Source organism: Brevibacillus sp. SIMBA_040, from assembly GCF_046535075.1.
GTDB lineage: Bacteria > Bacillota > Bacilli > Brevibacillales > Brevibacillaceae > Brevibacillus.
Genome location: NZ_JAWRXI010000005.1, coordinates 249,829 through 276,686, shown reverse-complemented (window position 1 = coordinate 276,686; position 26,858 = coordinate 249,829). Strand labels below are relative to the sequence as shown.

The window sequence follows — 26,858 nt, the reverse complement described above, 5'->3', positions numbered from 1 at the left end:
TTTCCAACAGAAAGATGGGAAAAGAAAAAGCTTGTTCTTTTTATTCCGCCGACTCCAATACTGGGAAACATCGTACCGACAGCCCAAAGTCGCTCCCTAGTACTGCTTCATGGTCTTCTGTTAATCCGTTTGTGATCAGACCAGCGCGCAAAACGCCTCCGAGGTCAAATTGAACTTTTAGTTTACTGATTGTAACCCCAGCTTTACGTAAAAAGTGCAGGACGCGATCCGGTGTTGCAGATGAGCATGAACCTTCGAGATAACACAACGTACGCTGGATTTCTTCACTTACCTCCGCGGTCGCAGCGGCAATTTCTTTCCATGCTGGGTGAGGTGTAAATGGCTGTGTCAACAAATACGCCAAATCCTCGACAACCGCACTAGCCGTTGGAAGCTCTCCTGCCCCTCTTCCTGTAAACAGCAAATCACCTACAATATTTCCGGAGAGCTGAACTGCGTTAAAAGCATCCTGAATCTGCGCCAATGGATGAGCGATTGGCAACATTGTCGGTTCAACGGAAAGTCGAATGCCTTGCTCCGTTTGATAAGCCTGGGCAATCAGCTTGATCCGATAGCCAAGCTCGCTGGCAATGCGAATATGCCCTGCAGAGAGATCAGAAATCCCTTTTCGCACCACATCTGAAAGCGGGAGCGATTCTCCATACACCAACTGTGCGAGAATATACAGTTTGTACATCGCGTCGAAGCCTTCGACGTCAGAACGCGGGTCTGCCTCAGCATAACCGAGCTCTTGCGCCTCCTTTAAAACCTCCTGGTAGGACAGCTGCTCCGCTTCCATTTTGGTCAGAATGAAGTTGGTCGTGCCATTGAGGATTCCGAGTACACCGCTTATGTCATTGGTTCTTAAAAATTGGCGCAGCACACTCAAAATCGGGATTCCACCCGCAACACTCGCTTCATATGCCAAATGTACCTGATGCTGATTCGCCAGCTCAACAAGCTCTGTGCCTCGTTTTGCCAGCAGCTCTTTGTTCGCTGTTACGACATGGCAGCCTTTTTCAATCAACGCTCGAACGTAATCATAAGTAGGCTCGACACCGCCCATCACTTCTACGACAATATCCACATCACTTTGCAATATATCCTCAAAGTTTGTCGTCAATAAAGACGCATCAACGTGAACTGCACGCTCCTTATCGGAATCGCGAACCAGTGCTTTCACGATTTCAATGCGTTTCCCCAATCGAGAAGACAGCTTTTCTTGTTGAGAGCGTATCGTTTTGATGACGCCTCCCCCTACAGTACCAAGTCCCAACAACCCTACTCGAATTACGCCAGCGCTCATGTTAACCACTCCATCCTCATAATTGAAAAAGAAAAAGCCTTCTTCGCTAAGAAGAAGGCTCTTGGGCATCGCTGCTCCCCTTCTCCTTATCTCCCAGGAACCTATGTCCTGCAGGAATTGGCACCTTGTCACATACTGCATGACGGTTGCCGGGCTTCATCGGGCCAGTCCCTCCACCTCTCTGGATAAAGAAAAATATGAATTTTGGTACTTCTAGGAATAAAAAAACCTTCTTCACTAAGAAGAAGGTTCGTAATCACGCTTACGCGACACCCGCTTCTTATCTGCCGAGACGTAGGTCGCCTCGCAGGAATTGGCACCTTGTCACCTAATCGTGACGGTTGCCGGGCTTCATAGGGCCAGACCCTCCACCTCTCTGGATAAGAATAGTGTATTCTGTTGAGCTTTATTCTAAGAAATTCCATACCATCCGTCAACAAAATTCTTTCTTTTCAATAAAAAGGAATTTGGTTAGTGCCAGCCAAGCAGTGGCACCAGGTTTTCTTTTCATTAGCGTCCCTTGAATATAGCAGTTCATTTACCTGTCAATTAACTATGTGATGTTAACGGGAACATAAAGTTTCCCTTCAGCAGCGGCTTTTTTGTTAAGACGAATAGGGCATCATCATCATTTGGCATAATGGTTGCTGTCATCCCTTCGATTGTAAAATCAGGAGTGAAGCAAAATTCTACTTTTTTCGTTGTTTCCTTCACAATGCTTGCAAGTACTGCTTCAACATTTGGTGCTTGTAACGAAATGATATCGAAAATACGCAGAATATCTTCTTCTTCCTCCATGAGTACAATCGTTTCTAAATCTTCCACATAGAACAAAGCCTCATAAAATACTAATGTGAAATAAAAAAGTAATAGGCTTTCATTTTGCTCCACATCTAAGATCCTTGAGTTGACATGGCGATTTTTCGCAAATTTTTCAAGTAAGGCAAGATCATATTCAATAGTGAGCTGCTTTACTTTCGATGCTGTATTCATTTGAATCGAGCTTTTCGCCAGATCTATGCTAAACTCACTTTCATGTAGGCGTGTAAAGCCAAACCTCGGGTAAAAATCCAAAACCGTTTCATTCGCAAAAAGATACATGAAATCACATCTATTTTCATGTTCCCTCAGAATGTGCTGCATTAATTGCTTAGCCAAGCCTTGATTGCGATAATTTTCATCTGTCATGACTGTACCAACCTGAATCGCTTTATGCGTTTGACCATTTATAATCACCGACATTTTAGTGACCGAGGCGTTTGCGATAACCTTGCCTTTATCAACAAAGGAATACGGAATATAATTGTCATTCCAATACCCTTTGTCATACCAGCCTCGAAAATCTAATTTGAAGGTTTTTATTGCTAAGGAATTAAAGCTCTCCTTCAAGCTTTCGTTATTGCGATAATTACTTACTAATTCGTATTTTTTCATGTAGATTCCCTCCATATATATTTTAATCACTCTCGTACACAGCATGTATATTTATGGAAATAAATCACCTCCTAAAAACAGAAAAAGACCTTATGAGAATAAACTCATAAAGTCTTTGTATACGCAAAAAATAAAGTAAACCAGCCTGAAGCAAGCGCCTGCCTTTAGCCTGATTACAACCATTTATTTTTCTGCTTGTATAGATTAGACATTATATCGCTTCTCTTCATTATCGCAAAAGGGCATATCAAACAAACCGATCAATGAATGATAGAATAACCCTCCTATTAAACTCATTCGAATTTAATTTGCGATAATAAGTTTAAGCATATAAGTCTAATCTCCCTTCAGTTTTTAAGATTGAAGGTATAGTATCACCTTTTTTAGACTTTTGTCTACAATTACTTTCATGACTATGAAAAATGCTTGATCGTGATTCCTTTTCTCTGAACCAATTTTGTAAACAAGTACCGAACAATCGGTCCTACTATGAGAAGCTGCAGCGGAAAAGCAAAAATAAAATTTTTACAAACCATGGAAAAGTAACTCGGGAGTAGGTATCCCCCATCTATGCTATGAAAATAGTATGCTATTCCCAAGCCGTAAAGTGACATGCAAAGAACCATTCCACACACCATAAAAAATGCCATGGACAAAATCACAAGTCCTTTCTTTGACTTGTCATATGGCAGTGCAAAAGCTATTTTCTTTGCGATTGGACCGACGATGAATGATTCCAATAAAAAGGCGATTATAAATACCAGAATAAACTGGATGAGTAATTCTTTAAACGAAATCATACCAAGCAATCCATTCGTCCATAAATTATAGGATGTCATAAATAAAACCATCCCAAAACACATCATCAGTCCAAAATAAACACTTTCTTTCTTCGTTGTTGGCAATTTCCATCATCCCTTCTTTATTACGCTCTTAATCATAAGGATTGAGGGATGTTCTTCATAAGTGAACACTTTGTGAATTTTTTGGACAACGGAACAAAATTAGTGTTTGGGCTTCCAGTGAATCAAAGCAACCTCATGAGTCATGCCGTTCTTCCGTTCAACCGGAAATGTACGATAAGTATGCTGAATCTCCAGCTCGTCCAGTATTTCCGCAATCGCCACTGCTCTCTCTCGTTCATACATTTGATCGTTGCATGAAAAGGAGAGAGGTCCGGCAAAAGGACGACCGATTGACTGGACTAGAAAGACGTGGCGCTTCGCCGTTTGATTCATCTTGAGCAAGGCTGCTTGCATATCTCGGATGCGGTACACCGCATTGGCACTGAATAGCACATCAGCATGTACCGCCTCCAGATCCTCCCATTTCTCAGGCAAGACCTCTGGCAGCGCATACGCTGTCTTTTGCCAGTTGGAATGAAATTCCGTATACATCGATGCAGACGGCTCCACTAGCGTAATCTTTCCAACGTGCGGGGCAAGCAGCTGTGTAAAGCCCCCCGTCCCCGGACCTACCTCCAGCAGATGATCATCGGGAGCAAGGTGAGAATGCACTACCTCCATCAAAGCCTCAGTATACGGTGCGAGCGGATTGCGCTCATCGTACATAGGCGCATACTCTTCCCAAAAATTCTCTTCTTCGGTATCGTCACTCACTCGCAAATCAGTTTGTACGGCTCTCTCCCACGCCGCGACCCAAAAAGCGGATGCAGTCATGGAATTCGGTCTATCGCTCATCCTATTTCCTCCTCTTTTTATCCATTCATCTGATACGTGCGAAAAGCCTTAACAAGCTTCTGACTATACGTATGGACAGGCTCACCCATCATTTTCTTGCTCTGATCCAGCTCGACGATCTCTCCTTTGTGCATCACGGCAATTCGATCGCTGACATGTGCCACCAAATCGAGATCATGGGAGATAAACAAGTACGTTAAATCAAACTGCTTCTGGATCGTTTTCAAGACATCAATGACTTGTGCCTGCACAGAAACATCCAGCATGGAGGTCGGTTCATCCAGGACGATAAAGCGCGGCTCCAGTGTCAGTGCACGCGCGATGACCACACGTTGTATTTGTCCTCCGCTGACCTGGTGGGGATAACGCGACAATATGTCTTCGGTTAAACCGACGGATGCCAATAGATCCTGTACACGCTCAATCGCTTGCTTTCTGTCCGTGATTTGATGAAGCAATAACGGTTCTAGCAAACTTTGTAGAATCGTTTGACGAGGATGAAGAGCCGAGTCCGGATGCTGGAAAATGATTTGCATTTTGGTGCGCAGTGAAAACATCTGCTTCATCGTGTAATCGGTAATGTCTGTATCCTCGAAAAAAATCTTCCCTTTATCAACAGGTAGCAGCTTTACCATTAATCGAGACAAAGTCGATTTGCCACAGCCGCTCTCACCGATCAAACCCAGTGTCTCTCCTTTTCCGATTGAAAAAGACACCTGTTTGACTGCTTCATGCGTCCGCTGTCGCAACCATCCGCTCTGGAACGATTTGCTCACGCGCTCGACTCGAATCATGCAAAAAGCACCTCACTTTACGATCCTGATCCTGAATCTCGAAAAGCTGAGGGGCTTTCCACTCACATTCCCCCAGCCTTTGCGAGCAGCGCGATTGGAATTTACAGCCACGATGCTCCTCCATGAGACTCGGGCTGACCCCCGGAATCGGAATCATTCCTTTTCCTGGCATGGAGCGAATCAGCCCACTCGTATACGGATGCTTCGGCTTTGTGAAAAGCTGCTCGGTTGGTCCACTCTCGACAATCTCTCCAGCGTACATGACGCCGATTGCATCACATAATGACCTTGCCACATATAAATCATGCGTAATCACAAGAATGGCTGCACCAGTATGAGTTGCGACATGACGGATAAGACCTACAACCTGGTCACGCACGAGTGCATCTAGTCCTTTTGTCGGCTCATCTGCAATCAGGAGCGAGGGCTGTCCAGCTGCTCCGATGGCAGCCAGTACGCGCTGCTTCATCCCACCGCTCAATTGAAACGGATACTGCTGGAGCGTGTCCCATGGTTTTGGCATGTTCAACTCCTCTAGCAAGTGGGCAGCATGCGCTCTTTTTTGTTTTCGTGAAAAAGGAGCCTTTATCGCCTCTGTGATCTGAAGACCAACTCGCATCACTGGATTGAGCGAGGTAGCGGGATTTTGCGGGACAAATGCGATCTCGGTCCCTCGCAGCTTTCGCAAGCTGTCTTTCTGGAGGTGGAGCAAATCTTGCCCTTTGAATCGAATCGCTCCTGATACTTCTGCTGTGCTGGACAACAACCCTGGAATGGAGAGACCCAGTACAGACTTCCCACTCCCTGTTTCTCCGATGAGTCCGACGATTTGTCCCTTGTGCAAGGTCAGGCTGGCACCATCTACAGCTTTTACTTTCCCCTTTGGCGTGTGAAACGTGACTGTCAGCTGTTCTATCGACAACAATGGTTCCATGACGGCACCCCCTTCTCCATCCTCTTCACGATAACCAGCCCGCTTTTTCTGTTTTTGTATCAAGTGCATCACGCAGGGCATCACCGATACAGTTAATCGCAAACGAAATCAAGGCTATGCATAGACCAGGAGCAAGGATCAGGTGAAAATAGCTGCGAAAAAACGGCCTGGCATCGTTCACCATAACGCCCCAGTCAGGTGTCGGCGGTTGCAAGCCAAGTCCAAGAAAGCTTAGTGAAGCAATCGATAAAATAACTCGCCCGATACGCACTGTGAACAGGACGATAATCGGTCCGATCATATTTGGAATCACGTACCTGATCAGCGTATACATGTGATTGCCTCCGATCGCCCGAATGCCCTCTATGTAGGACTCCTCCCGTATTTTCATGACCTCGCCACGGACGACTCGGGAAAAGTCCGCCCAGGAAGTGACCACCAATGCGATGAACATGCTCTCCACACCGGGTCCGAGCGTCCCTCCGATGGCAATCATGAAGCTGAGTCCGGGCAAGCCTTGAAAAATATGAATACCTGTTTGTGTGACATCATCCAGCCAGCCTCCAAAATAACCCGCTAGAGTACCGATAATAAGGCCAATCAGCATCGTTGCGGCAGTTACAGCAAGAGCGAGCATGATCGAGACTCTTCCCCCGTACAGCACTCGGCTGAGTACATCTCGTCCCAATGTATCTGTCCCCAGCCAATGCTCGCTTGAAATCGGCGCCAGTCTGTCCGACATCCGTATTTGGTTCGGATCGTAGGGAGCGAGCCACGGTGCCAGCAAGCTGCTGCCGAGTAGCACGATCAGAATCACGATGGCTATGACCCCAATGGGGCCCAGAGAGTGAAGGAAGAATCGAAGTCGGATCATTTCAGCTTCACTCCCAGCTTTACTTGCGGATTGATCCAGGCATAGGATAGATCGACAAGCAGATTAAACACCACATAAACCAGACCTGTAAAAACAACGTAGCCCGAAATGACAGGGTAATCTCTGCGGAAGATGCCATCCATGGCAAACATGCCGATACCCGGCAATGCAAAAATCACTTCCACAATAACCGAGCCTCCTAATATCGAACCAAAATAGGTCCCAATAACGGTGATGAGAGGGATCAGTGAGTTGCGCAAGGCGTGAAATGAGAGGATGCTTGGCTCCCGTAATCCTTTTGCCCGTGCAGTCAAAATGTAGTTCTGATTCAGTGCCTCCATCAGCGCCGCTCGTGTCAAACGCATCAAAATGGCGCATGTGCCGCAAGCTAGGACCAGGGCAGGCATGACGAGATGCTGCCAAGTCCCGTACCCGCTTGTTGGAAGCCACCCCAGTTGTTCTGAAAACACGGTAATGAGTGAGATCGCCAGCCAAAAACCAGGGATCGAAACGAGTAAAAGTGAAAGGAACCGCCCTGCTTGATCCAGCCACGAGTTTTTTTTCAGTGCCATGAGCATCCCAAGCGGAACTCCCAAGCCTACAGCAAACAGAACCGCCAAAAGGGAGATCCAGAGCGTGACAGGCAAGCGACGCATGATCTCACCGCTCACCGACTCCTTTGTCATATAGGACACGCCCAAGTCGCCTTGAACGGCTTTAACGAGCCACGTCCCATATTGAACAGGAAGCGATTCATTCAATCCCAACTCTTCACGCTTTTTCTCGATTTCTTGCTCAGTCGGTTCGCTGATTCCACTCATGCTAAGTGCTTCCACTGCAGGATCTCCCGGCGAAATGACGCTAAGAAGAAAGGCAAGCAAGGATATCCCGATCAAGATAGGAATAGTCGCAGCCAATCGGCGAACCACATACAGCATATTACTTCGCCCACTCTAGCTGCGGGAGTGTCGTTCCGTAGATGGTCGCTTGATAGCCTTTAATTTTTTTGTTGTAGGCGATCAGACTCGCATCGTTAAACAGTGGAATCGTAGGCAGCTCTTCAACGGAAATCGCTTGAAGCTCATCATAAAGCTTTCTTCGCTCATCCATCGCAAGCGTGTTCTTTGCTTGTCCCAAGAGAGCATCTACCCGCTCACTTTTGTAGCCGAGACTGTAGCTCTTGTTGCTCGAACCATCGCTGGCGATATAGTTGGTAAAGATCGTATACGGATCGGCGTTTGGCAAGCCTTGGGTAGCCAGTGCAAGGTGGTACTCACCCTTTGCCTGTGCGTCTTTGAATGCCGCCCCATCCAAAATTCGAATTTCCACTTCGAGATTCAGCTCGGACAGGACCGCCTGGAGCCATTCTGCCTGTGCTTTGTATGGGTAGCGATTCAGCCCGTAGGTTGGCACAATCAAATCAATTTTCTCGCGCTTGCCGCCGAGTGCTTCTGCTGCCAGCTTTTTGGCTTCATCTACGTTATGCGCGATCGGAAAATCCTTGTAAAACGGCGAGGTCGCATTGAGAAGGTTTGCTGTAGCAGTCGGGTAGCCCAAATACAGCTCCTGTACCAATTGCTCTCGGTCGATCAGCATACTGACTGCTTTTCGCATGGCAGGATTGTTGAGTGGAGCTTTTTTGCCGTTCGGATGCAAGTAATGCGAGATTGTCGATTTGGCAGTAGAAATCTCGAAGCGATCATCCTTTAGCAGTTCCTTTGCGAGAGACGGCGGGATTGCTCCCAAATCCATCACACCCATGACCTCACCAGATTTCAATGCCGAAAGTCTTGTATCTGGATCAGGAATGACGCGCACGCGAATCTTTTTGCTCTTCGCTTTTTCGCCGTAATACCCATCGAATGCCTCTAGCAGCGCATACTGATCCTTTTCATGGGCAACCAGCTTGAAGGGGCCAGTGCCTTGAGGCAGACCGTTAAAATCCCCTTTTTCATCAAAATTTTTCGGGCTGTAGATGGGACTTGAGAAATTTACCATCGCATAGAGCAGTGTAGGCTGCGGATTTTCGAATTTGAGCGTGAACGAATGCTCGTCCACCTTGACGATTTCCTTTAAGCCCGGGTACGATTTTTTGCTATCCAGCGTGTAAAAGGGAGAGCTTTTCGGGCTGACCTGCTCATAGCGTTTAAAGTTAGCGATAACCGCATCCGCATTCAGCTTTTCTCCGTCATGAAAAAGAACGTTCTCTTGCAGGGTGAAAGTCCACTCTTTGCCGTCATCTGACATCTGCCAGCTTTTCGCAAGCTTTGGTGCCGGTTCTCCGTTCTCTCCAGCTGTCAATAGGGGTTCCCATACATATAGAATGGTGCTTGTATAGTACGCGTCCTGTGCCCCTGGAGCCAAATCGCGCGGGGCTGCAAGAACCACTTCTTCTGGATTGATTTCGATTGCATCTGATGCTGCTTCATTCGCTTTTTGTGATGCAGCTGGTTCTGACGTTGCCTGCTCAGGAGCTGCTCCGCATCCGATTAATGTGAAGACGAGGCAAAGTGATAACAGCCATAACCCAATCGTTTGTATCTTCTGTCGATTTTTTGTGTGCAGCATGCTTTTTCCTCTCTTTCCTGTTTACCATCATCAAAAACTCACGGTAGCAAATAAAAAAACATCCCTCCCTTTTTATGAATGCAAGGAAAAGATGCCCCTATGTTTTATATACAATCCAAACACGGCCGTCTTTAACACCTCCCCATTCTCCGTAGGTTAAATCAGTGTCGTCAAAACAGGCAGGTCTCCTGACTCCAGAATCACCATCAAGTAGCACCTTCCCAACCGAAGTGATCAGTGGCTTTTTGCACTTGATTCATCTGTTACAGTGGCGGGACCGTGTCGGTTTTTCACCGAGCTTCCCTATTAAGCTCCGTCATCTGACGTAGAGCACCTGTTTCCACCTTATTCAATTCAGCTGCTTTAGCAGACAATACTAGCATAATTTTCACATATTTGAAATGATTTTCCTGTGTTTACTCCGCAAATAAACTTTCTACCTCCTCCTTGCTACAACACGAGCATTGGAGCAAACCTGGGGCACTCTCATCCGAAATGACGATTTCTTCTACATAGCCACACCATTGACAAATGAACAGCTCGTTCATGATTACCCCCCGATCTGTTTGTACTTGTCCTCTCATTATTTCCTTGCCTTATCGTTTTAGCCCAACGCAAAAAGACACTTCTCACGATCGAATCGAACGTTAGAAATGCCAGAGAAAAGCAGAAAAGAAAACATCTGCTACTATGCAAGCCGGTTTCTAACACCTCCCTATCTACCGTAGGTCGATCAGTGTTGTCGAAACAGGCAGGTCTCCTGACTTAGGGATCATCATCAGTCGCTACCTTCCCAATCCATATCGGATCAGTGGCATTTGTGACTGACTCCCCTCTTACAGTGGCGGGACCGTGTCGGATTTTCACCGAGCTTCCCTATTATCCTTGGTTTTTATACCTCCCAAGGAACCTGTTCCCAGTTATGTAGTTTTCAACCTTGTCCAGTAGATTCATTTTATCTTACTTTCGGTGGTTTTGGGGAGCGGCATATGTTTTTTCGTGCTGCAAAAGCCATTCCTTTCTCCACAATCCACTCGCATAGCCAGTTAGGCTGCCATTTGCCCCGATGATCCGATGACAAGGAATGACGATGCTCAAGCGATTTTTTCCATTCGCATTGCCTACTGCTCGCACAGCTTTTTCATTGCCGACGGTGTGGGCAATCGCTGAATACGAGGTTGTCACTCCATACGGTATCGTCTCTAAAATATTCCAAATGCTTTTTTGAAAGCTTGTCCCAGTCATGTAGATCGGAAATGAAAATGCGCTTCGTGTCCCCTTGAAATATTCATCAAGTTGCTGGTAGCAGTCCCATAATACTTGCGGTAGCTCCTCCTTGTGCTCTGCAGGTAGGGGCTCTTCTCTTTCTGCAAACATGATCGAGCGAATGGCCTCTTTTGTCCCGATGATCTTCCAGCACCCCGATTGGCGATGGGTAGTCCAGCTTATAAAATGTCGTCATACAGTGACCTCCATAAATAAAACGTAGCGTATGCTTCCCAGCCCTTCCATTTCAGGGCCATCTGCCTGATTTGTGCCAGCGACGGTTTTTCCTGCCAGCCAAGCTGGATTTTCAGCGCGTTATGCAAGCCTACATCGGCAATTGGAAAAGCAGACGCTTGCTGCAAGCATTTCATCATGACGTAGTCGGCTGTCCACGCCCCCACACCTCGAATTGAAGTGAGGGCTGCATGCATCTGCCCTGGCTCTTGCATGGTAAGCAGCTTTTCTTTTCTCAGTTCGGCTGACGCCATTTTTTGAGCGACTCCAATCACGTACTCCGCTTTTCTAGTGGTAAATTGAAGTGCTCGCAAGTCATCTACTTGCAGGGAAGCTACAGTTTGAAACGTTGGGTAGAGCCAACTCGCTTCTCCTGCGTACATCACCTTCTCGCCAAACTGCTCGACGAAGCGTTTTTTCATCGTATAGGCAAAACTGAGCGTAATTTGCTGACCAATGATCGCCCACGTCAGTGCTTCGAACAAATCCGGGATGCCAACAATCCGCAAGCCGTAGTATCGTTCTACAAGCGGCCGCATAATCTCATCCTGCTTTACCTGTTCATAAAAAGGCGTCAAATCACGCTTCCAATCAAATAATAGATCCAGGTAGATCATCACTTCGCTGCGTATCTCATCGGAAGGTGTCCCAACGAGAAATTCAATTCGCAGCATCTGGATCGTTCGGGGACTTTTGGGCGTAGCTGCGCTTATCTTGAGCAACATAGCTTCCCCCTGCACCATCAATGCTTTATACAAGCAGCCATTCTCAATACGATGCAATACTTCCAGGTCGGATCTACCCAAAAAGCTCAAGCATTCAAAGAATGAAAAACAATCGGGTACTGCTATTTCCATCGTTGACACAGGCATCAGCTTGCCTCCTTCCTACTTTGCCTTTTTGCGATATTCTCCCAGGGAGCACCGCTTTCCTTTGCGAAATGCCTGATAAGAAAACCCCTATCGAGGCTTCCTCAATGAGGAGCGACCGCGTTTAGCGGAAAGTTTTCATGCGCTCCGGAATTCATAAGCGTCACGCTTATAAATTTCTATACGTTAAAAGTGAGATGGACTCTGAAATCCTACCTCATAGCCTATTTCCAAATTCGATAAGCGGGTTGTATGAATCAGATGAGCCGCTTTATCTACTCGAATTTTTTCTAGATACGAGCGAGGCGTTACTGATGTATGCTGCTTAAACAATCGATCCAGGTAAAAGGCGCTCATGCCCACATGCTTAGCAATGTCATCAAGAACAACTTTTTGCTTGTAGGAGTCAATCAAAAATGTCTTCACGCTTTGGACTACACTCATCTGCGGAGTCTGATTCGAATCAGGCTGATATCTACCGCCGTGAGGAATACGTCATCGTATGCACGGTCACATGCAAGAATGATCTTCCATTTTTCATCAAAGGTCAGCTGGATCTGCTCCATTCTCTTTCCCTCCCGTCCTGTTTTGTCTCCCACTTTACCAAGGATCGGGCACAGATTCATCTTCATTCTTGCTATTATAGTCTACCAATCTGAAAAAACCACCTTGTAACAAGGCGGCTTGCGAGTATTTTCGTTTTTTCGTTTATGTCTGTGCAGACAAATATCTCTCTTTCAGCACTTGGACATGATGCTTTTCGTGACCTGTGAGGACGTAGGCCAAGGCTCTGGCAGACAGCACGCCGTTATTGACATTTCCAGTTCGCGTCCATGCCTCCTCTGGCACACCGCGTAGCAAGGTAAGCGTGGCTTGGCGCACGGATGTGAACTCTTCCAGCAAATCAGTCATGCCGCGCGCATGAAAACAACCTTTTTGTACGAAGGCTTCTTCGTCAAAACCAGCCAAAGGCGTTTGGTCACCTCGAGCGACACGCAGTAAGCGATAGCACATGATCCGCTCCGTTTCACTGATATGCCCCAAAACTTCTTTAACTGACCATTTGCCTGGGGAATAGCGATAATCCACCTGCGCATCGACAAGGGAGGATAACAGGGCGACAGTATCTTTCATTTGCTCTATTAGGATCGAAAACAAATCGCCCTCTGGTACTTTGTCAATATAAAGCGAATAATAGCTTCCGTGTTCATCGGCAGTAGGTCTACTGAGCATGTTGTCATCCTCCTTGGTTTTGTACTACAAGATTATACCATTTCAGGCGAAAGAATCATCTATATAGGTTGAAAAGTCTAAATAATTTAATTATGATAAAGGGAGTCTTTTAATAAAAATATTTTGATCGGAAAGGTGCGCTCGTCATGAAGAAAGCACTGGTGCTTGGCGGTACACAATTTTTCGGAAAACGACTGGTACAAAATTTACTGGATACGGATTATGAAGTGACGATTGCGACGCGTGGAAAAACGCCCGACTCCTTTGGTGAGCAGGTTCATCGACTTCAGCTTGACCGCGAAGACAAACGAACTTTGCAAGCTGCCTTTGCTTCAACTGATACAGTCTGGGACTTCGTTTTTGACCAGACGTGCTATTCTCCAATTGAGGTTGCGGATGTAATCGAGGTGCTCAGTGGCAGAGTCGGGCACTATGTTTTCACTTCTACGATGGCGGTATACGACTACGGGGTAAATAAGCTGGAAACGGATTATGATCCATATACTTATCCAATCCTGCTGCGCTCACGCAAAGATTACACAGGTATGTCAGGATATCGCGAAGCAAAACGCCAGGCAGAGGCTGTTCTGTTCCAAGCAGCACCGTTTTCCGCTACAGCTGTCCGCTTTCCCCTCGTTATCGGGCCAGATGACTATACAGGCCGCTTTCAGTTCCATGTACGCCGGGTCATGAACGGAGAACCAATCGGACACTCCAATCCCGAGGATCGCCTCAGCTTCATTACTTCTGAGGATGCTGGCCGTTTCTTGCATTTTGCTGCAAAAGAAAAGCTGGTTGGACCGTACAATGCGGGATCATCAGGTGATTTGTCCGGACAGGAGCTGCTCGATCGCATGGGTGAGGCTGCACATGCCAGCAAAAGCACTACCATCGTAGAGCCGAACGATCCCCAATCTCGCTCTCCCTATGATGTTGGCGGTTCTCTCTCCATGCTGATGACAAAAGCAATTGCCGCCGGCTTCTCCTTTAAGGACATGAACACAGCGCTTGATGAATGCATTGATTATTATTTAGATCAAACCCAGTAAGAACGAGGTCACCCCGTCTCTCTTTTTATGAGGCGGGGTTTCCCTTTCCTTCATAGACTTCCCTCTTCCTTTTTCACCGGTGATGGCTTGCTTTCCCCAACATACTTGGCCTTTTTTCCAGCAACTGCTTCAAGCTATTTATGTTGATCAAAATAATTCCGCCTATAATAGTGATTCCGCCTGCTAATGACAGTATTGATAATGGCTCATGATACAAAATGACTCCCAGGGTAAGAGCAATTAATGGAGAGATGTAGAGCCACGTTGCAGGGAAAACAGGATTCGTTTTCGCTACGAGCCAGTAGAAGATCGTATGTCCCATCATCGAGCCAACGATGATTAAATAAAACAGGGAGACGATTGCAGCTGGCGTAACCATCGACTGGACGCCCACATTCTCTGTAAACAGTGACAAAATAAGCAGCAGCGTTCCACCGTACATCATCTGGGCTGCGTTCAAAGCAATGGGCGAACTATCTTGAAATCGCTGAATTACACGACGTGAATATACAGTACCAGCGGAATAAAAAACTTGGCCAAAAAGCACAACGACACATCCAAGCAGCCAGACTGTACTGAATGTGACGGTAAGCCCAGGCAACAGCATCAAAAGCACACCCGCAAACCCTACCAAGCAGCCGATCCAGGCTACAGCGGGAAGACTTTGCCTAGTAATCGTGGTTTGAAGCAGCAATATCATGAGTGGTGCTGTTGCTGATAACACCGCGGCGATACCTGAGCTCAAATACTGTTCTGCCCAATACAAAGTCGCAAAAACCCCGAACGTCAAAGCAAAGCCAGTTAGAAACATCTCCTTTTTAAATAGCAGCGATATGCTAGCTTTTCTTTTCCACACCATGATGGAAAAAAGAATCACACCTGCAAGGAAAAAACGAATGCCCGCTGAGAAAAAAGGCGGTGCCCCTGCATCAATCCCTACCTTGATTGCCAAAAAAGTGGTCCCGAAGATTACACACATCACGATGTAATTGAACAGTATCATTTCCTACTCCTCCTTTTGACCATCATAAACGGGGAGGAATAGAACAGATTAAATATAACAGAACAGATTGCAAATGGAGTCAGTTATACTAGGGGAAAGGAGGGGGACATAAATGAAAAGAGAGGTATCTTCCGGCGCTCTTTCAGATAAGCTATTCGAGCAGGTCTATGATTACTTACTCGAACGAATTCGGCGCGGAGAATGGCAAGCAAACGATAAGCTTCCCTCCGTGCGAGCGTTAGCCACCGAATTGAACGTACATCGGCTCACTGTTTTCAAAGCCTATCAATTACTCAAGCAAAATCAACATGTTTCTGTTAAAGATAAATCTGGCTATTACGTTTTGCCAAACAGTATACTGCAAGCGGCTTCGTCAAATGATCCCATCGTTTCTGCCTACGTGCACAAAAGCCATCTCTCTGAAATTCATCAAGTAGAGGCGACATATCAGTTTTCCAAAGCTTTGCTCGATCCTAACCTTCTGCCTAATCTATATTTCTCAGAGTATGTCAAAAAAGTATTTGATTTGTATCCAAAAGTGCTGGGTACTTATTCTACTACACAGGGAGATCTGGAGCTGCGCGAGGCACTTTGCCGCTACTTTACCACTCGCAATTGCTTCTTCCTCTCCCCCAGCGAGCTATTGATTACATCCGGCTCACAGGAAGCGATCGATTTGCTTGCAAGAGTCTTGATTAAAAATAGAGATGTGGTCCTGCTGGAAAGACCTACTTATAGTCCCGCCATCGATGTATTCAGGCGCCAAGGCGCTACCACCATCGCGGTCGAGATTCATCCATCTGGCTATGATTTGGAGCAGGTAGAACAATTCATGCAGCAATATAAGCCGCGACTTTTTTACCTTAATCCTACCTTTCACAATCCTACGGGCTATGTTGTCCCGGCAGAGCAGCGGAAGAGATTGGTGGAGCTAGCCGAAAAGTATCATTGTCTGTTGATAGAGGATGACCCTGGACGCGATATGTATTTTGAAAAGGAGCCGCCTCCTCCGTTTTTTACCTATGACACAGCAGGATACGTCATTTATATACGCAGCTTCAGCAAATACGTAGCCCCCGGTCTGAGCATCGCAGTGGTAGCTTGTCGCCACGCTTATATGGATTATCTCATCCGGGCAAAATCATTATCAGACAGTGGAGCGCCATTACTTAATCAAAAGATTTTTTTACATTACTTCTTTTCCGAACGGATGCAGCAGCATTTGGCGAAGCTACGGACTGCTCTCGCCATACGCAAGGAGATCATGGAGGAAGAGCTGTCGGGTACTGGCTGGGAATGGTCCAGCCCGACCGGTGGCTTTAATTTATGGATCAAGCTGTCCGAATCAACTCCGATGGATCTATTTCTCAAGAGGTCCATCGAACAATCCATTACCTTCGTCCCTGGTTCCATTTGTGATCCGCACCGAGAACTGACTTCCTGGATACGCATGAGCTATTCTTATTTGAATGATCAACAAATGCGAGAAGGCATCAGAAGACTCATCCAGGTATCTAAAGAAATATCCATTCCCCAGTAAGTTTGAAACACAAAGAAAACCCAGTCCGAAGCACTTCGATTGCGTGCTTTGGACTGGGTTCGTTTTTTCCATTACTGTATGGATGATACGGTAATACCTTCGAATAACAGCACTCTTGCTGGAGCAGCGTCAGTCCCGATGAGCTTGAGTGGAGCTGCAACCATGAAATACTTCCCTTGAGGTACTTCCTGCAGGCGCAATCCTTCCATAACGATCACATTACCCGCGAACAACTTCTTGTGCGTGGGATGCCCTTCCTGACTTCGCTCAATTCCCAGCGCATCGGTCCCAATCCCTCTTACTCCGATTTGCGCTAGATAATCCGCCCCGTCTTCAGCCAAATACACGAACGTAAAGGAAAACGCCTCTTCAAACGAATTTCTTGTTTTGAACAAAACGAAATCATTTTTCTGAAGCTCAAGCTGCTCCAGGTCAGCCCGTGTGATTCGATCCTCCAGATGAGTCAGGTCCAGCACCTTGCACATTCCGACCAGTTTGTCTAGCGGAATACTCTCCATTGTTTCTCCATTCGCCACCATGTGAAGAGGGGCATCTACATGCGTACCCGTATGAACATCCAGCTCGATTCTCGATTCTGTTACGTAGCCAGTCGTGACAGTTTTGAAGCTAGGCTGCTTTTTCGGCTTATTTTTGTATACGGTCATCCCTTCAAAAATCGCCCCGGTTACATCGTACATTTTCATCCCTGATTTCCTCCCCGCTGGTCTGCTGGAAAAACAAGTCCGATCTGTCTTCTTGCTTCATCCATGATCTGCATCGTAGCTCGTGAGGCAGCGTGAGAATTTGTCGCTGATTCCTTCTTACCTGCTTGGAACAGGCGAATGAATTCTCTGATTTCATAATTCATCGTTTTCGGTGTTTGCGCTCTCGTTACGTCTTCGATTCGTCCATCCCGATAACGAATCTCCACCTTTTGCGGATGATTGATTTTATCAATCACCATGGTAGCTTCCTCGCCCTGTATTTCAGCGGGAAGGTAGGAGGTCGTGATCTTGGAATAGCTGATCACGGCATCATGCTCCGCATACTTCAGCAGGATGCTTCCTTCCCCATCTACTCCTGATTCGAGCAAAATCCCCTCGGCTTTGATTCCAGTCGGTTTGCCAAACAATACGACCAATGGATAAAGACAGTAAATACCGATGTCCATCAGCGCTCCGTTAGAAAAAAGCGGATCAAAAGCACGATGAACCGCCCCTTCCTTGTAAGCATCATAGCGTGATGAATATTGACAGTTGGTCGCTACGTAGCGGCGGATTTTCCCCAGCTTGTGCAGATTTTCCTGTATGGCGAAAAAATTCGGCGCAAGCGTTGATTTCACTGCTTCCATGAGCAAGACATCATTCTTTTGCGCTGCCAGAATCATCGCTTCCACTTCGGCTGTATTGGAGGCAAACGGTTTCTCGCACAACACATGCAGCCCGTGATTCATGCATTGAATCGCCTGCTCAGCGTGAAAGGAATTGGGACTGGCAATATAAACGGCATCAATCTGCTTACTTGCAGCCATCTCTTCTATTTCTGTAAAGATATGCGGAGCGTCAAACTTTTCTGCGAATTCTTTGGCGCGATCGATCGTACGCGAATAAACAGCCTCCAGCGAAAAGCCCTCTACCTCCTGGCCTGCTCGTATAAACTCTTCGGTGATCCAGTTTGTTCCGATGACGCCAAATCGCATCCTGACCACTCCCCTTTACGCTTTTTCATTTTTCTCGACTGCATGTCCCCCGAACTCATTGCGCAAGGCAGCAACCACTTTGCCTGTAAAGGTATCTGTCTCCTGGGAGCGATAGCGCATCAGCAGCGACATAGAAATGACAGGTGTTGCTACCTGCAGGTCCAACGCGGTTTCAACCGTCCATTTTCCTTCGCCTGATGAATGCATGACTCCTTTGATGCCTTCGAGAGTGGCATCCTTTGAAAAAGCACGTCCTGTCAGCTCCATCAACCAGGAACGAATGACTGAGCCGTGATTCCATACTTGTGCCACTTTCTCATAATCGTATTCAAATTCACTTTTTTCCAATACCTCGAAGCCTTCTCCGATAGCAGCCATCATGCCGTATTCAATCCCGTTATGAACCATCTTCAAAAAATGCCCGCTGCCAGCTTTGCCCGCATACAAGTATCCATTTTCTACAGCCGTATCCCGAAAAAGGGGCTCTACCAGCTCCCATGCTTCCTTGTCTCCCCCGACCATATAGCATGCGCCGTGACGTGCCCCTTCTACACCTCCTGAGGTTCCCGCATCCATGTAGCGAATTCCAAACGTTTTTAACCGCTCGTATCTACGGATGGACTCCTTGTAGTGAGAATTCCCTGCTTCAATAACAATATCGCCCTCACATAGCAAGGACGTGATTTCTTCTAGCACCTTATCCACCACTTCATGTGGTACCATCACCCAGACTACCCTAGGCGCTTCCAATGCTTCTATCAGCCCGCCTAGACTTGCTACTCCAACAGCTCCATAGCGCTCCAGCTGTTCAACATTGTTCGCATTGACATCGAATGCGATGACCTGGTGATGATGCTCCAGCAAGTTTTGTCCGAGATTCAATCCCATTTTACCCAATCCGATTAAGCCGACCTTCATTTCTCATCGCCTCACTTTCTTTGATCATGAGAGTGCACCCAGCGGCTCAGCTTTGCGCTCCTCGTCCTGCCACCACGAAAACCCATGCTCTTGCAATAACGCTGCGGACTCCTGTGGACCATAAGAACCCGCCGGATAAGAATGCAGGGGAAGCAGATTTTGTGCAAATGCCTCCAAAATCGGCGTTACCCACATCCACGCAAGCTTGACCTCCATCCAATGTGCAAAATAGGTCGAGTCGCCTCGGAGTGCATCATCGAGTAACAGCTCATACGCTTCTGGGACTCTGTCTGTATCTGCTGAAAAATCGACGGTGACAGGCTCTAGCTTGCCGTTGTGGGCTGCATTATTCTGATTCACCTGCAAAGAGATGCCTTCTTCAGGATCTATGCTGATAATGAGTAGATTCGGTGCCATTGCTTGTTGCCCTGGGTAGTCCTGCGGATTTTTAAACTCAATCACGATTTTCGTTAATTTTTCTTTCATCCGTTTGCCTGTACGTATATAAAAGGGAACGTCTGACCAGAGTGGGTCGTCAATCCAAACCCGCAGAGCAACAAACGTATCCGTCATCGAAAACGTCCCTACCCCAGGCTCGTCCCTGTACCCAACGACATTCTGCCCATGAATCTCCCCTGCGCGATACTGCCCGCGAACGATGCTCCTCATTACTTCCTCTTTTGTCATCGGGCGTAACGCTTCCATCACTTTTCGCTTTTCCTTGCGAATTTCCTTTGCATTTATGCGATTTTGCAAATGCATGGCGATCATCATGAGTAGCTGCAGCATGTGGTTTTGTACCATGTCTCGGAGCGCTCCAGCGTGGTCGTAATACCCGGCCCTTTCTTCTACACCGACAGTTTCGCTTGCAGTGATTTGAACGTTAGCGATATATTGGTTGTTCCATATGGCTTGAAAAATGGGGTTTGCAAATTCGAGTGCTTCCAGATTGCGCACCATCGGCTTTCCCAAATAGTGATCGATTCGATAGATTTCTTCTTCTGTAAAGGACTCACATAGCTTATTATTCAAAGCCTGTGCTGATTGGAGATTATGCCCAAATGGTTTCTCGATGATCAGTCTTTTCCAGCCTTCCGTTTCTCCAAGCCCGCTCGCTTTTATATTCATCGCAATTGCGTCAAATAACTCTGGAGCTACAGACAAATAAAATAAGCGATTTTGCGGAAGACTCTTTTCCCGTTCACGCGACGTGACGAGATCATGTAATGCCTGATAAGCTTCTTTTTTCGTCACGTCAACTGCTATGTAGCGAATCGCTGACAAAAATGTCTGGATTGTAGCGGAAGGAATCTCCCTGCTCTGTGCCACCTCGCGGATAGATTGCTCTACGCTTTGCAAAAAATCAGCATCCGCATAGCTTCTCCTGCCTACCCCCACGATCGAATAGGAGGCCGGCAGCTTATGATCGACATACAGATTGAACAGGGCCGGGAATATTTTTCGTTTTGCCAAGTCACCTGTTGCACCAAACAGCACAATCGTCATTGCTTCCATCGATGTTCTCCCTTTTCCTTCTTGGCATAGCTTTCTTCGCAGCTCGATCTATACATCAGTTATTATTAGAGAAAATGAGCCTATTATCAAGCAGATCATTTACATGTTTTTCATATGCTCTTTGCGCATGGGACGTCTGAGGAGAATCATATACATAGATACTAAACCCATTCTTTTTTTCCAAGGAGGTATCCATGAAATTGAAATTGAGATTACGCCCTCCAGAGCACAGCAGCCATGGTGCCAGCACGGTGACAGATGCCCCGAAAGTGATGATTGTGACAGATCGTCTTGCTCACAAGGAATTGTTTCTGGAAAAATGGCTGTTCCGAATACGAAGATAGTCGATGTGCCCATCAGGGAGGAGGACTCTATGAGAGTCGCAATCGTAGGCGTTGGTGGAGTCGGACAAGTAAGTGCATGCGAACTGATCAAATCTCGTTATGTAACCAAGCTGGTATTAGCCGATATTTCGATTGGTCCTGCGGAGGAGCTGGCTGCAGAGCTGCGCAGGGAAACAGATGTGGAGATTCAGGTAAAACGGGTGGATGCCCGTGATGTGTCAAGTGTGCAAGCCATACTCGGCGACATCGATCTACTGCTTCATATCGGGCTACCCGAAAACAATTTTGATGTAATGAAGGCTTGCTTGAATACAAAAACACATTATATTGACACCGCCTCATCCGGTCCACAATGGCTGCGGAAACAGCTGTCTTGGAATAATCAGTTCCGCGCAGCCGGCATCCTCGGGATCATGGGGCTTGGATGTGATCCAGGATTCTCCAATATTGCCGCCCGCTACGCTGTTGACCAGTTGGACGAGGTGGATGCCATTCTGATTCGTGATGGCGACAATTCGGTTGCCGACTACGATGGCTTTTGCTCCTATTTCAGTCCACAGACTGCGATCCAGGAATGTCTGGCTAAACCGAACTATTGGACTGCAGACCAAGGGGAGCAATATTTCCCCTCCCCTTTTGCTAATAAGGAAGAGTTTGAGTTCCCAGAGCCGATTGGCTGGCTGGATTGCTATAACGTAGAGCACGAAGAAGCTACGACATTGGGGGAGACGATCGGCCGGGCCAAAGGCTGCAAATACGTTGACTTCAAATACGCGCTGCATCCCGATTTTGTGAACACATTAAAAGTGCTGCGTTATTTGGGGCTAGACAGTGACGAGGAGATTGATGTCAAAGGTGTGCGTGTCTCCCCTCGTGATGTTGTCGTGACGTCGATGCCAAAGCCGGTTGATCTCGCCGGGAAAATACATGGATACTCCAGCGTCGGCGCACTCGTCAAGGGCAGGAAGGATGACAAGCGAAAAGAAGTTTACGTCTACACGATCGCGAATCATGACGAGGTTTTTTATAAAACCGAATTCCAGGCGACGATCTGGCAAACAGGAATCCCACCTGTAGTTGCTGTGGACATGATTGCGGAGGGGCTTATAACCACCACAGGGTGCATCCCTCCTGAGCTGATTGATCCTATCCCTTTTTTGGATAAACTCAAAGCTCGGGGTATGGCGTGGGATGTCATTGAAAAAACCTCGCCGCTATTGCAAATCAAGTAGATCGTAAGTTGAGTATAGAAAGAAGAACCGTTCGCGCCTGCTCGGCATGGACGGTTTTTCGCTGTTTCTTTCGCACAAGCAGGACAACTGGTTCAGCGGCGCAGAACTGCTCGTACCGGACTGCCGTCTGCTTCTTCAATTTGCAAAGGGAGAGCGATCAGCTCGTAGATTCCTGGCTCCACATCCTCTAGCCACAATCCCTCTAAAATGTGAATATCGTTCTGATGTAATCCGTGGTGGGCTGGCAATTCTTTGCTATCCAGCGGGTCTACCGAAGGAACATCTACGCCAATCAACCGAATTCCTTTTTCCGCGAGAAAGGGAGCAAGATCAGGTCGCAGATAGCAAATGGTTTCTGGAAACTGGTCGTGGTCACGCCAGGAGGACGTGCGCATCAGCAGACGCGTAATGCCTGTCAGATCAATATCGGCCAAATCATCTGCGCCAATGCTCATCTTGCCAGCTACATCGATGACCTTGGCTTGACCTACGTATAAGTTCAAATCGAGATCCGTTATTTTTCTGCCATCGTCGTCGAAATGAAACGGGGCATCTACGTGAGTTCCTGTGTGGATGCTCATCGTCAGCTTCCCTACATTTACAGAGCCACTATCAGACTTCGGCCAGCTTACTTCATATTGAAATGGGGTATCTCCTGGCCAGGTCGGCATTCCTCGTTTCAGTGGGCGGGAAATATCGTAGAGTTTCATGCGTCCTCCTTTTTGTTTCGTTCAGAATCTTTCGTTTAAATATTTCCAGACTATAGAATATTGAAAGGACTGTCAATATTCCATAAGCGGAAATGATAGGAGAAGGATTTTTCTACAAGCTTCTCTAATGATCTAAGTAATACATTGAACCTAGGATAGGAGCGAACCTAATTGCGCGTCATCACTTTATGTGGATCAACCCGATTCAAGAAACAATTTCGTGAGATGGAAGCGACTCTCACCTTGCAAGGAAACATCGTGCTCAGCGTAGGGTTCTTCGAGCAAAGCGAGGGCATGGCTGTTACCTCAGAGCAGGAAGCACTGTTTGAAAAAATCCATGCGAAAAAAATCGACATGGCCGACGAAATCGTAGTCATTGACGTTGGTGGTTATATCGGGAGCAGTACTTCGAAAGAAATCGCGTATGCCGAGCAGCTGGGAAAACCAGTACATTATTACACTTTTTTAACTTCCACACCACTTCCCGATCAAGGAATGCAGACTAGAGAAAAGCAGGAAATCACTCGGCTACATGAGCATATTCTCTATCTGCCTGCCAGTCACGATACAGATCGCCCGATTCTGGCCGCCATATCAGGCACGAACCGCACGCTTATTATGGACGCTGGCAACTCCCCCACTCATGCAGCTCAGTTTCTAAGGGGATTGTCAACATATGACCTTCCACGTACAGAAATGGTGGTACTGACTCATTGGCACTGGGATCATATATTCGGATTGAGCTACATGAATTTGCCTTCCATCGCACATGTACAAACGAAATACGAGATGGAGAAGCTGGCTGGAATTGACTGGACAGATGAGGCGCTTGATCAGCGTGTTGAGGAAGGCATTGAGATTTCCTTTTGCGCAAAGATGATCAAAAAGGAGCTACCTGGATCACTCCGCAGTGAAATTTCCATTGTGCCGCCTACCGTAGTTTTTGAGGATCGACTGGAAATCGATTTGGGGCAGGTCACCTGTATTTTGCAGCACGTAGGTGGGGACCACGCACAAGACTCGATTGTTTTGTATGTCAAAGAGGCGAAAACGCTATTCCTCGGTGATTGCTTGGCACCCGATATTTACGCTCGTGAATGGAGCTATACTCCTGCCGCATTTTTAGAGCTGATGGACAAGATTGAAGCATTTGAAGCGGATACCTATGTAGAATCCCACGGCGTTCCGATGCCGAAGACCCAATTCCAGCAAGAGATGAATGACATGAAGCAAATAGCTCATGCTGTCATGCTGCATCGTGGGGATAAAACTGCGATCCATGCTGACTTAGTTGAGACATACACTCGCCCATGGACACAATCTGATGATCAGCTTCTCGGCTATTTCATCAACGGGTACGATGGATGAAGGATCTTTCTTATCCATTACAATCCGGGTAAAGGGCCTGTACCAAAAATAAAGTTTTCCGCTGTGGAACGTGCCTCTGCCTGGTAGTTTTCCGCAAGCACGGCTCCAAAACCACCCATCATTCCGTTTACAAAAAACCCTAGGAGTGCGCTGCCCCACAGCAGTACCGCTTCCTCTTTAAAAACAAAGAAGTACAGCACACAAGCGATCGTTCCCCCGATGTAGTAAATCGAAAACGTCTTTTTGCGACCGATTTTATCAGCGAGAATACCAAACACTGCAGGCAATAGTCCAAACAGAAAGACTGCGCGCCATCCAAAAGTCGGAACAATAATAGCTGGCAATACCGAGGCAGCGAGTACGCCAAGCTGCCATCCGAGTGCTACACCCGAAGTCGCTTTGGCCCGTTGCTTTTTAGACCATGTCTCCGTTACTACCGCCATCCCGATTCCAAATTCACCACCGACGCCAAGACCAACCAAAAAGCGAAGAATCATCAGATGCGCATAGTCGGTTGCGAAGTAAGTTAATGCTGTAGCAATGGAAAAAAGTAAAATCGTTAACGTAAAAATGCGAATGCGTCCGTAAATATCCGCGAGAAAACCAAATAGATAAGAACCAATCAAAATACCAATCGTCGTAACAAGAGTAAGATTTCCTGCTTGAACAGGAGATAAACCAAATTCATCGATAATAAAAACGAGTACAAAAGCCAATAAAAGCATGTCCAAGCCTTCTGCTGCATACCCCAGTATGGACCCGAATTTCTATCTGTCCCAAAAAAGAGTGGAGACGATTTTAGTATCGTATCCACCTCTTTGGAGCATGCCTATTTCGTTTTTATTCAAAAAAAGTACGTGGGGATTTACGCCATTCTCCCAAAATTTTCTCCTGCTCGGAAGTGATGACCCCCTGTTCGGATGCCGCCTCCAGCAGCGCCGTATAGTTGGAGATGGTTGTGCAAGGTACACCCGCTTCGGCAAACAAGGCTTCTGCGTCTGGGAACTGATAGCTGAAGATCGCTACGACTCCGAGAACTTCTCCGCCTTCTGCTTGAACAGCTTGTGCTGCCTTGAGCGAGCTGCCGCCTGTGGAAATCAGATCTTCAATAACCACTACTTTTTGACCAGCAGTCAAAGCACCCTCAATCTGATTTTGACGACCGTGGCCTTTTGCCTTGTCACGCACATAAATCATCGGCAGATCAAGCAGCTCGGCTACCCATGCAGCATGTGGGATACCAGCTGTCGCTGTACCCGCTACTACCTGTGCTTCTGGATGGCGCTCACGAATCAGCTCTGCAAATGCACGAGCGATTTCGCGACGAACCTGTGGGTGAGACATGGTGATTCGATTATCGCAATATATAGGAGATTTCATTCCAGATGTCCATGTAAAAGGCTGATCTGGTCGCAGATGAACGGCACCGATCGAAAGCAAGCTGCCCGCGATGCTCTTAGCAATCGTATTCGTCATTTTCATTCTTCCCTCCAGGTGATTCATTATTTTCGATCCGCTTCAACTGCTTGCACGATACTTTGCCAAGTAGCCACTGGATCTTTTGCATTCGTAATCGCACGACCAATCACGAGATAATCGCTTCCCAAACGGAAAGCCTCTTCTGGTGTTGTAATTCGGGTTTGATCTCCCTGATCAGCTCCGATTGGACGAATACCAGGTGTCACGGTCACGAATGCATCACCTGCTGCCTTTTTAATCATAGGAACCTCAAGTGGTGAAGCGACAACCCCGTCCAAACCAGCCTGCTTTGTCATCATGGCATAGTGTACGACCACGTCTTCAACCGAGCCTGGAATCATCAATTCCTGGTTCATTGACAATTGTCCGGTAGAGGTGAGCATCGTGACCCCGATCAGGATGGGACGAGCAGCACCTGCCGCTGTCCCCTGCTCCAATCCTTCTCTCGCCGCTGCCATCATCGCAACACCACCTGCTGCATGCACATTCACCATGTCCGCACCGAGACGAGCCAGACTTCTCATCGCACCTTTGGCCGTATTCGGGATATCGTGTACCTTGAGGTCAAGAAACACTTTCAATCCCTTTTCCTTCAGATAAGATACGATGGCTGGTCCTTCTGCATAAGCGAGCTCCATGCCTACTTTTACATAGCGGATATGCCCTTGCAATGGCTCCAGGCACTGCTTGATCTCTTCCAGTGTGGAAAAGTCGAGCGCAACGATCATGCGCTCACGAATATCTATGGTTTGTGGTTGCACACTACTCTCCCCTTATCTGTACCGAAAC

27 protein-coding genes, 1 pseudogene and 4 riboswitches are annotated in these 26,858 nt (G+C 47.1%); of the genes and pseudogenes, 5 read left to right on the top strand and 23 right to left on the bottom strand.

Annotated elements, in window-relative coordinates:
- Positions 1-40: 40 nt before the first annotated feature.
- From SB752_RS11135 to SB752_RS11070, 14 genes are all read right to left on the bottom strand, one after another.
- Positions 41-1,375: a homoserine dehydrogenase gene (locus SB752_RS11135; protein ID WP_410715716.1), complete on the bottom strand. Its 1,335-nt coding sequence runs from the start codon at positions 1,373-1,375 to the stop codon at positions 41-43.
- Between the two features lie 14 nt (positions 1,376-1,389).
- Positions 1,390-1,498: riboswitch (SAM riboswitch) on the bottom strand.
- 85 nt (positions 1,499-1,583) lie between these two features.
- Positions 1,584-1,693, bottom strand: a riboswitch (SAM riboswitch).
- A 162-nt stretch (positions 1,694-1,855) separates the two neighbouring features.
- A complete protein-coding gene (locus SB752_RS11130; RefSeq protein WP_410715715.1) occupies positions 1,856-2,740 on the bottom strand; it encodes a GNAT family N-acetyltransferase in 885 nt (294 codons plus the stop codon).
- A 413-nt stretch (positions 2,741-3,153) separates the two neighbouring features.
- Positions 3,154-3,645 (bottom strand): DUF2798 domain-containing protein, encoded by a 492-nt coding sequence (locus tag SB752_RS11125; protein ID WP_410715714.1) that lies wholly within the window; start codon positions 3,643-3,645, stop codon positions 3,154-3,156.
- A 99-nt stretch (positions 3,646-3,744) separates the two neighbouring features.
- Positions 3,745-4,440 carry a class I SAM-dependent methyltransferase gene (locus SB752_RS11120; protein ID WP_410715713.1) on the bottom strand — a complete coding sequence of 232 codons (696 nt, stop codon included), beginning with the start codon at positions 4,438-4,440 and terminating at the stop codon, positions 3,745-3,747.
- A 17-nt stretch (positions 4,441-4,457) separates the two neighbouring features.
- Positions 4,458-5,234, bottom strand: coding sequence for an ATP-binding cassette domain-containing protein (locus SB752_RS11115; protein ID WP_410715712.1), 777 nt, complete (start codon positions 5,232-5,234; stop codon positions 4,458-4,460).
- On the bottom strand, positions 5,170-6,168 hold the full coding sequence (locus tag SB752_RS11110; protein WP_410715711.1) for an ABC transporter ATP-binding protein: 999 nt from the start codon (positions 6,166-6,168) through the stop codon (positions 5,170-5,172). The genes SB752_RS11115 and SB752_RS11110 overlap by 65 nt, the downstream gene beginning before the upstream one ends.
- 25 nt (positions 6,169-6,193) lie before the next feature.
- Positions 6,194-7,042, bottom strand: a complete 849-nt coding sequence (locus tag SB752_RS11105; protein WP_410715710.1) for an ABC transporter permease — start codon at positions 7,040-7,042, stop codon at positions 6,194-6,196.
- Complete coding sequence (nikB, locus tag SB752_RS11100; RefSeq protein ID WP_410715709.1) at positions 7,039-7,980, bottom strand: nickel ABC transporter permease; 942 nt, start codon at positions 7,978-7,980, stop codon at positions 7,039-7,041. The genes SB752_RS11105 and nikB overlap by 4 nt, the downstream gene beginning before the upstream one ends.
- Position 7,981: 1 nt before the next feature.
- Positions 7,982-9,610, bottom strand: a complete 1,629-nt coding sequence (locus SB752_RS11095) for an ABC transporter substrate-binding protein (RefSeq protein ID WP_410715708.1) — start codon at positions 9,608-9,610, stop codon at positions 7,982-7,984.
- Between the two features lie 161 nt (positions 9,611-9,771).
- Positions 9,772-9,963, bottom strand: a riboswitch (cobalamin riboswitch).
- A gap of 380 nt (positions 9,964-10,343) precedes the next feature.
- Positions 10,344-10,539, bottom strand: a riboswitch (cobalamin riboswitch).
- Positions 10,540-10,570: 31 nt separating this feature from the next.
- Positions 10,571-10,987 (bottom strand): methylated-DNA--[protein]-cysteine S-methyltransferase, encoded by a 417-nt coding sequence (locus tag SB752_RS11090; RefSeq protein ID WP_410715707.1) that lies wholly within the window; start codon positions 10,985-10,987, stop codon positions 10,571-10,573.
- A gap of 68 nt (positions 10,988-11,055) precedes the next feature.
- Complete coding sequence (locus tag SB752_RS11085) at positions 11,056-11,982, bottom strand: DNA-3-methyladenine glycosylase family protein (protein WP_410715706.1); 927 nt, start codon at positions 11,980-11,982, stop codon at positions 11,056-11,058.
- Positions 11,983-12,165: 183 nt separating this feature from the next.
- A complete protein-coding gene (locus SB752_RS11080) occupies positions 12,166-12,423 on the bottom strand; it encodes a helix-turn-helix domain-containing protein (protein WP_410715705.1) in 258 nt (85 codons plus the stop codon).
- Positions 12,420-12,545 (bottom strand): hypothetical protein, encoded by a 126-nt coding sequence (locus SB752_RS11075; RefSeq protein WP_410715704.1) that lies wholly within the window; start codon positions 12,543-12,545, stop codon positions 12,420-12,422. The genes SB752_RS11080 and SB752_RS11075 overlap by 4 nt, the downstream gene beginning before the upstream one ends.
- Before the next feature lie 142 nt (positions 12,546-12,687).
- The gene (locus SB752_RS11070; RefSeq protein ID WP_410715703.1) at positions 12,688-13,212 is read right to left on the bottom strand and encodes a DinB family protein; all 525 of its coding nucleotides are present in this window, start codon (positions 13,210-13,212) and stop codon (positions 12,688-12,690) included.
- Between the two features lie 146 nt (positions 13,213-13,358).
- Here SB752_RS11070 and SB752_RS11065 point away from each other — a divergent pair, with 146 nt between their 5' ends.
- A complete protein-coding gene (locus tag SB752_RS11065) occupies positions 13,359-14,261 on the top strand; it encodes an NAD-dependent epimerase/dehydratase family protein (RefSeq protein WP_410715702.1) in 903 nt (300 codons plus the stop codon).
- A gap of 73 nt (positions 14,262-14,334) precedes the next feature.
- Here the strand turns inward: SB752_RS11065 and SB752_RS11060 are convergent, their stop codons facing one another.
- The gene (locus SB752_RS11060) at positions 14,335-15,264 is read right to left on the bottom strand and encodes a DMT family transporter (RefSeq protein ID WP_410715701.1); all 930 of its coding nucleotides are present in this window, start codon (positions 15,262-15,264) and stop codon (positions 14,335-14,337) included.
- 112 nt (positions 15,265-15,376) lie between these two features.
- Between SB752_RS11060 and SB752_RS11055 the strand changes: the two genes are divergently transcribed.
- Entirely contained in the window at positions 15,377-16,804 is a 1,428-nt protein-coding gene (locus tag SB752_RS11055; protein ID WP_410715700.1) for an aminotransferase-like domain-containing protein, read from the top strand.
- A 71-nt stretch (positions 16,805-16,875) separates the two neighbouring features.
- Here the strand turns inward: SB752_RS11055 and SB752_RS11050 are convergent, their stop codons facing one another.
- The 4 genes from SB752_RS11050 to zwf are packed head-to-tail and all read right to left on the bottom strand — an operon-like array spanning position 16,876 to position 20,936.
- Positions 16,876-17,508, bottom strand: coding sequence for a cyclase family protein (locus SB752_RS11050; protein WP_410715699.1), 633 nt, complete (start codon positions 17,506-17,508; stop codon positions 16,876-16,878).
- Positions 17,505-18,503 (bottom strand): Gfo/Idh/MocA family protein, encoded by a 999-nt coding sequence (locus SB752_RS11045; RefSeq protein WP_410715698.1) that lies wholly within the window; start codon positions 18,501-18,503, stop codon positions 17,505-17,507. The genes SB752_RS11050 and SB752_RS11045 overlap by 4 nt, the downstream gene beginning before the upstream one ends.
- 15 nt (positions 18,504-18,518) lie before the next feature.
- Positions 18,519-19,421, bottom strand: a complete 903-nt coding sequence (gnd, locus tag SB752_RS11040; RefSeq protein ID WP_410715697.1) for a phosphogluconate dehydrogenase (NAD(+)-dependent, decarboxylating) — start codon at positions 19,419-19,421, stop codon at positions 18,519-18,521.
- A 24-nt stretch (positions 19,422-19,445) separates the two neighbouring features.
- Positions 19,446-20,936, bottom strand: a complete 1,491-nt coding sequence (gene zwf, locus SB752_RS11035; protein WP_410715696.1) for a glucose-6-phosphate dehydrogenase — start codon at positions 20,934-20,936, stop codon at positions 19,446-19,448.
- Positions 20,937-21,130: 194 nt separating this feature from the next.
- On the opposite strand from zwf, the gene SB752_RS11030 reads away from it, so the two are divergent.
- The gene (locus SB752_RS11030; RefSeq protein WP_410715695.1) at positions 21,131-21,280 is read left to right on the top strand and encodes a hypothetical protein; all 150 of its coding nucleotides are present in this window, start codon (positions 21,131-21,133) and stop codon (positions 21,278-21,280) included.
- A 29-nt stretch (positions 21,281-21,309) separates the two neighbouring features.
- Positions 21,310-22,512 (top strand): saccharopine dehydrogenase family protein, encoded by a 1,203-nt coding sequence (locus SB752_RS11025; protein ID WP_410715694.1) that lies wholly within the window; start codon positions 21,310-21,312, stop codon positions 22,510-22,512.
- A 92-nt stretch (positions 22,513-22,604) separates the two neighbouring features.
- Here SB752_RS11025 and kynB read toward each other — a convergent pair whose 3' ends face one another.
- Positions 22,605-23,222 (bottom strand): arylformamidase, encoded by a 618-nt coding sequence (gene kynB, locus SB752_RS11020; protein ID WP_410715693.1) that lies wholly within the window; start codon positions 23,220-23,222, stop codon positions 22,605-22,607.
- Positions 23,223-23,393: 171 nt separating this feature from the next.
- Between kynB and SB752_RS11015 the strand changes: the two genes are divergently transcribed.
- Complete coding sequence (locus SB752_RS11015; RefSeq protein WP_410715692.1) at positions 23,394-24,590, top strand: MBL fold metallo-hydrolase; 1,197 nt, start codon at positions 23,394-23,396, stop codon at positions 24,588-24,590.
- A 38-nt stretch (positions 24,591-24,628) separates the two neighbouring features.
- On the opposite strand, the pseudogene SB752_RS11010 reads toward SB752_RS11015, so the two are convergent.
- The 3 genes and pseudogenes from SB752_RS11010 to pyrF all read right to left on the bottom strand — a co-directional run.
- Positions 24,629-25,354, bottom strand: a pseudogene (locus SB752_RS11010) (MFS transporter); the annotation flags it as partial.
- A gap of 76 nt (positions 25,355-25,430) precedes the next feature.
- The gene (pyrE, locus tag SB752_RS11005; RefSeq protein WP_410715691.1) at positions 25,431-26,072 is read right to left on the bottom strand and encodes an orotate phosphoribosyltransferase; all 642 of its coding nucleotides are present in this window, start codon (positions 26,070-26,072) and stop codon (positions 25,431-25,433) included.
- A 20-nt stretch (positions 26,073-26,092) separates the two neighbouring features.
- Entirely contained in the window at positions 26,093-26,809 is a 717-nt protein-coding gene (pyrF, locus tag SB752_RS11000) for an orotidine-5'-phosphate decarboxylase (RefSeq protein WP_410715796.1), read from the bottom strand.
- Positions 26,810-26,858: the final 49 nt, after the last annotated feature.

What these genes read in the sequence shown, in the direction of transcription:
- SB752_RS11135 (WP_410715716.1), bottom strand. Translation starts at nt 1,375, where the DNA reads ATGCCCAAGAGCCTTCTTCTTAGCGAAGAAGGCTTTTTCTTTTTCAAT.
- SB752_RS11130 (WP_410715715.1), bottom strand. Translation starts at nt 2,740, where the DNA reads ATGAAAAAATACGAATTAGTAAGTAATTATCGCAATAACGAAAGCTTG.
- SB752_RS11120 (WP_410715713.1), bottom strand. Translation starts at nt 4,440, where the DNA reads ATGAGCGATAGACCGAATTCCATGACTGCATCCGCTTTTTGGGTCGCG.
- SB752_RS11115 (WP_410715712.1), bottom strand. Translation starts at nt 5,234, where the DNA reads ATGATTCGAGTCGAGCGCGTGAGCAAATCGTTCCAGAGCGGATGGTTG.
- SB752_RS11110 (WP_410715711.1), bottom strand. Translation starts at nt 6,168, where the DNA reads ATGGAACCATTGTTGTCGATAGAACAGCTGACAGTCACGTTTCACACG.
- SB752_RS11105 (WP_410715710.1), bottom strand. Translation starts at nt 7,042, where the DNA reads ATGATCCGACTTCGATTCTTCCTTCACTCTCTGGGCCCCATTGGGGTC.
- nikB (WP_410715709.1), bottom strand. Translation starts at nt 7,980, where the DNA reads ATGCTGTATGTGGTTCGCCGATTGGCTGCGACTATTCCTATCTTGATC.
- SB752_RS11095 (WP_410715708.1), bottom strand. Translation starts at nt 9,610, where the DNA reads ATGCTGCACACAAAAAATCGACAGAAGATACAAACGATTGGGTTATGG.
- SB752_RS11090 (WP_410715707.1), bottom strand. Translation starts at nt 10,987, where the DNA reads ATGTTTGCAGAAAGAGAAGAGCCCCTACCTGCAGAGCACAAGGAGGAG.
- SB752_RS11085 (WP_410715706.1), bottom strand. Translation starts at nt 11,982, where the DNA reads ATGCCTGTGTCAACGATGGAAATAGCAGTACCCGATTGTTTTTCATTC.
- SB752_RS11080 (WP_410715705.1), bottom strand. Translation starts at nt 12,423, where the DNA reads ATGAGTGTAGTCCAAAGCGTGAAGACATTTTTGATTGACTCCTACAAG.
- SB752_RS11075 (WP_410715704.1), bottom strand. Translation starts at nt 12,545, where the DNA reads ATGGAGCAGATCCAGCTGACCTTTGATGAAAAATGGAAGATCATTCTT.
- SB752_RS11070 (WP_410715703.1), bottom strand. Translation starts at nt 13,212, where the DNA reads ATGCTCAGTAGACCTACTGCCGATGAACACGGAAGCTATTATTCGCTT.
- SB752_RS11065 (WP_410715702.1), top strand. Translation starts at nt 13,359, where the DNA reads ATGAAGAAAGCACTGGTGCTTGGCGGTACACAATTTTTCGGAAAACGA.
- SB752_RS11060 (WP_410715701.1), bottom strand. Translation starts at nt 15,264, where the DNA reads ATGATACTGTTCAATTACATCGTGATGTGTGTAATCTTCGGGACCACT.
- SB752_RS11055 (WP_410715700.1), top strand. Translation starts at nt 15,377, where the DNA reads ATGAAAAGAGAGGTATCTTCCGGCGCTCTTTCAGATAAGCTATTCGAG.
- SB752_RS11050 (WP_410715699.1), bottom strand. Translation starts at nt 17,508, where the DNA reads ATGAAAATGTACGATGTAACCGGGGCGATTTTTGAAGGGATGACCGTA.
- SB752_RS11045 (WP_410715698.1), bottom strand. Translation starts at nt 18,503, where the DNA reads ATGCGATTTGGCGTCATCGGAACAAACTGGATCACCGAAGAGTTTATA.
- gnd (WP_410715697.1), bottom strand. Translation starts at nt 19,421, where the DNA reads ATGAAGGTCGGCTTAATCGGATTGGGTAAAATGGGATTGAATCTCGGA.
- zwf (WP_410715696.1), bottom strand. Translation starts at nt 20,936, where the DNA reads ATGGAAGCAATGACGATTGTGCTGTTTGGTGCAACAGGTGACTTGGCA.
- SB752_RS11030 (WP_410715695.1), top strand. Translation starts at nt 21,131, where the DNA reads ATGAAATTGAAATTGAGATTACGCCCTCCAGAGCACAGCAGCCATGGT.
- SB752_RS11025 (WP_410715694.1), top strand. Translation starts at nt 21,310, where the DNA reads ATGAGAGTCGCAATCGTAGGCGTTGGTGGAGTCGGACAAGTAAGTGCA.
- kynB (WP_410715693.1), bottom strand. Translation starts at nt 23,222, where the DNA reads ATGAAACTCTACGATATTTCCCGCCCACTGAAACGAGGAATGCCGACC.
- pyrE (WP_410715691.1), bottom strand. Translation starts at nt 26,072, where the DNA reads ATGAAAATGACGAATACGATTGCTAAGAGCATCGCGGGCAGCTTGCTT.